4 protein-coding genes and 1 pseudogene are annotated in these 4,334 nt (G+C 31.7%); all 5 read right to left on the bottom strand.

All coding sequences use genetic code 11. The features are described from left to right. Positions 1-554: pseudogene (locus AC1W31_RS20630) on the bottom strand (hypothetical protein); the annotation flags it as partial. 1 nt (position 555) lies between these two features. Continuing rightward, entirely contained in the window at positions 556-1,647 is a 1,092-nt protein-coding gene (locus AC1W31_RS20625) for an efflux RND transporter periplasmic adaptor subunit (RefSeq protein ID WP_481736389.1), read from the bottom strand. Between the two features lie 11 nt (positions 1,648-1,658). After that, the gene (locus AC1W31_RS20620; RefSeq protein ID WP_481736388.1) at positions 1,659-2,132 is read right to left on the bottom strand and encodes a hypothetical protein; all 474 of its coding nucleotides are present in this window, start codon (positions 2,130-2,132) and stop codon (positions 1,659-1,661) included. Continuing rightward, complete coding sequence (locus AC1W31_RS20615) at positions 2,129-2,962, bottom strand: protein kinase domain-containing protein (protein WP_481736387.1); 834 nt, start codon at positions 2,960-2,962, stop codon at positions 2,129-2,131. The genes AC1W31_RS20620 and AC1W31_RS20615 overlap by 4 nt, the downstream gene beginning before the upstream one ends. A 12-nt stretch (positions 2,963-2,974) precedes the next feature. Beyond that, a complete protein-coding gene (locus tag AC1W31_RS20610; protein WP_481736386.1) occupies positions 2,975-4,117 on the bottom strand; it encodes a DUF4221 family protein in 1,143 nt (380 codons plus the stop codon). Between the last annotated feature and the right edge of the window lie 217 nt (positions 4,118-4,334).

Raw genomic sequence — 4,334 nt, 5'->3', positions numbered from 1 at the left:
CCAATTTTGAAAAGTTTTTCTACTCTGTCAAATTGTGAGATTGACATTTTGAGTTGTTCTTGGGCTACTGATAATAATTCCTCATTGTTTAAAATCAATAAAAAAGCATTCGTTATCTGAACGCTTTGGGTAAACTTTAATGTATTTGCTTCCGCTTGTGAGACTTGCAGATTCAGTTTATTTTGTTCGATAGTATTTTTTAGCTGAAATCCATTGTAGAGCGTTACGCTTGCCCCTAAATTATAGTTGTTATAGTAAGCATTTGATTGTTTATACTCATTTGTGAAGGGGTCAAGGGTACGTCCGAAACTAAAAAATTGCGAGATAGAGCTGTTTACGGATGGCAAACGATTATTGATACTTTGTTTTAAAGCAACTCTACTAATATCAGTTTGCACTATTGTTTGAGCAATCGAAGGGCTATGGGCAATACCCAACTCTATACAACGCTCCAAACTCAATTTCTCGGAGAAATCAATGGCTTTATTTTGGGCTGACATTACGAAAGACCAACCCAAGAAAATTAGCATAAAATAGCCTTGCTTCATTTGCATTTCATTCTTGATTTGTCTTGGTTGTATTTTCAACTATCACCTTTGCATCATGTCCCAAATTCAAATTGCCTTCCACAATCACTTTTTGACCTACTTTCAACCCTTCCGAGATGGCTACTTCTTGGCTATTTTCATGGGCAACTTTTACGTAATTCCATTTGGCAAGACCATTTTCATAGACAAAAACTACCTTCTTACCTGACCTTTCTACTATGGCTTCTTTGGGAATAACGATTTGGTTTTGAAGATTTTTCTCAATAATTACTTGGGCGTTCATACCTTCCAAAAGATATTGGTCTGGGTTTTGGATTCTTACTTTTATCAAAACCAAACCTTGTTCATTGACTACGGGATTGATTTCTGAGACTTTACCCACATAGTTTCTTTCTGAATACGCCAATGATTTTACTTTGGCAATTTGCCCCAACATGACTACACCCAATTCAGACTCTAAGACTGAAACCTCCACGACTATTCCCTCACGGCTTAAAATTGTACAAAAAGGCTCAGTAGTTGGCGTTGGATTGTAGGCTTTAGTTTTGAGATTGGCAATTACGCCAGCGTAGGGAGCTTTGAGATAAGTATTTTCTAATTTCAAACGTGCATCACGGACGTTTGTGAGGGCTTTTGTATAACCACTTTTGGCTTTGATATTTTCTAAAATACGGTTGGAAACGGAAGTAGTATCACGGTCTTTGCCTCCAAATTCTAATAACAAGCGGTGCATTTCCACTTGGGCATCTTGCAAATTATCCTGAGTTTGCTGCAAGGCAATACGTTGTTGTTCATTATCCAAAACCGCCAAAATTTGCCCTATCTTTACGACAGCACTGTTTGAGACCATAATTTTCTCAATAACCCCCGAAGTTTTAAAATTGATTTTTGCTTGCGTAAGGGCTGTTACCTTACCCGTAGCCATTACTTGCAGGGGAAAAGATTTGATTTTACTTTCTGCCAATTTAACCGTTACAACGTTTTCAGTAGTTTGAGATACTTTTAATTTCCCTTCTTCTTCTTTTTTTTGTTCACTGTTATTGGGTTGGCAAGACGTTAAAATAAATAGTAAATAGATTGTTAAAATTGGTTTTTGCATTGAGGAGGTTTTTATTGAAATTTTAGTATTTTTTCTAAGTGAGGTAGCACAAAATTATAGTTTCCTGCATTAATTTCTGTTTTCTTAACTGTCTTCTTATCATCTAAATATGCGTAAAAAGGTTCATTACCAACCAAAGCCTTGTACTTATTATATTGATAGCCTTTATCAACTAATAAATGTACTCGAAATTTCCTTAATTGCTGTTTATACGGTGTAATTTCTGCATTATTTAACCCTGCAATAATTATAAAAACATTTTCAGGTATGTCTCTTTGTTGATGTAAAAATCTAATTGCTTCCTTTTGACAAAAGCTGCATGAGGAAATCGGTATAAATATCAATATTGGATTTCCTACAATATTTTCTATTTTATGAATTTCTTGTAAATATTTAGATATATCAGAGCTTTGCTTTTCATTTTGCTGAATATTACAAGAGATTGAGAGAAAAAAAATGACAATAATTATTATCTGGGTTTTCATATTTGTCTCAATAAAGGGTTTAGCACAAGAGAATTTCTAACTTTTTCTCGTAAAATTGGATTAGATATTTTCATGATTTTTTTTATAATTGCTGGCTCATTTATTCTGTCTTGATACTCTTTAATTGAGTTAATACCCTCCAAATCGGTATTTCTAAAACCAAATGGAGGTTCAGTAAACAAAGATTCATAAATCAAACATCCGAAAGCCCAATAATCCTGTGCAGGATGCAGATGTGTTTTGAAAGACATTTCTGGGGGAATAAACTCAGGAGTACCTACAATTTGTTTTTGAATGAAGCCAATATGCCCCATATTCTCAATATCAATTATCTTAGCTTTGTAACCTATTTCAGATTCAAGTACAAGAATATTGTCAGCTTTAATATCTCTATGAACCCAACCATTAGAATGAATATAATCAAGACCACTTTTAACTTGCTGAATAATATCAATAATTTCTGCCTCATTTAATTTAGGAGATAGAGATTTTAACGTTATACCTTCTATATTATCATAGACAATGAATGGTAGGATACTATCAATAGCTTTGTTTGAATCTTGTTTTACCTGAAAAACCTCTAAGAGCTGGGTCAGGTGAGGGTCTGTCAGAAAAAGTAGTTGGGTATAATCTCCTGTAAAATCTTGTATTTCTATCTCTATTCCATTAGGATTAGGTATTTTAATAAAAACAACCTTATCCGTTATAATATCGAAAGCCTTAAAAAAAGTACAACCTCGATGATTATTAAATTGCATTTGCTCTTCAATAAGAAAGTATCTTTCTTCAAATTGAGTTGGAGAAAGAACAGGTGTATAATTGAAATTCATAGCTGAACAACTTTATTTTTTAGTCAAAGAGTAACAAGTAAAAGATAATTTGTTTTCATCATTATTTGGATTTTTAGGATGTGCATTTGAAATATATAACCCTTTCTTTCCAACAAAGGCATTAGTAACAAAATGCTTATTTGGTGTTAAGAGTGTTTCTCCAATTTTTTTTAATTTATCATTAAGAATGATTATAGAACAAGGTTTATAAGACCACATCATATCTGTTAGCACATTATCTGAACCATCATATTTTTGAAATGCAAAACGGTAGTAAACTTTACGATAAGGGTCTGATAAAATTTTACCATAAGATGGATTATTGAGAAAGTATTTTTCAAAAACCTCTTGACCGCTTTTATTTAAAGGATTTAAAATCATGCTGAAATAATCACTTTTTGCTTCGTTCTCGCTTAATAATTTACCGTTTATATCTCGTAAATATATTTTTTCATCAGCGGAAAAAGAAACAACACAATTGCTGCTACTAATATCTAAGTCTGAATAGTATTGTGCATGAAAAAAACCTAATGGCTGTTTTTTATAAGGTTCTGAAAATTCCATAAAACGAGTATTTGAAATTCCTGAATTTAGGTCGTAAGTAAATCCCAATGGCATATTACCAAAATTAGGACTAATGGAATTTTCGTAGGGAGTAGTCCCTAATAAAATCTTATTATGTATTACTTGCATAGGTACATTATAATCTCCTATAAAATCTATTTTATCTAACTCTTTTGTGTCCTTAACACTTTCTCTGAATCTATATTTTTTCAGAATATGTCCTTTAAAATTAGTTAATGTTACTTGTTTATGGTGTGTAGGTAAAACATATATAGAGTCCAAATTTTTGAAATAAAAGCCGTTCAAACGATATACTCCATCTTCTCCATCTTTTGTAAATTGAACATCAAACTTTTTTTCTTTTGTGTCCAAATCCCACAGACTAATAGCATGAAGATTTCGGCTATACATACCTAAATATTCTTTTTCTTTTAACCTTACCATTCTTAATTGAAAACTCATATTGCTTGTGAAAGTATCAAGTGGAACACTCCATTCATCTATTTTAGATAATTCAAAACTGTATTTATTATCCTTCTTGCAAGAAAATATGTTTACTATTATTAATAAATAAACGAATTTAATCTTCATCCTGTCTTATATTTTTAACAATTATATAATCCAAAATACATAAATAAATTTGCAAAGGCTTTATCAATTAAGAAGATGTTTAAAAATTATATTTGGTAAAATTCAATTTCTATTTAGTATTATTTGGCAATTGGTTAGTAATATCCATGCTTCGGCAGAATTTGTTGTCTTTTCATAGTCTTTTGCGTGTCTTCGGAAGAATCCAAACCATGCAAAA

Source organism: Arcicella sp., assembly GCF_964672035.1.
The sequence above is the reverse complement of the archived record's forward strand: the minus strand, read 5'-3'. Positions and strand labels throughout refer to the sequence as shown.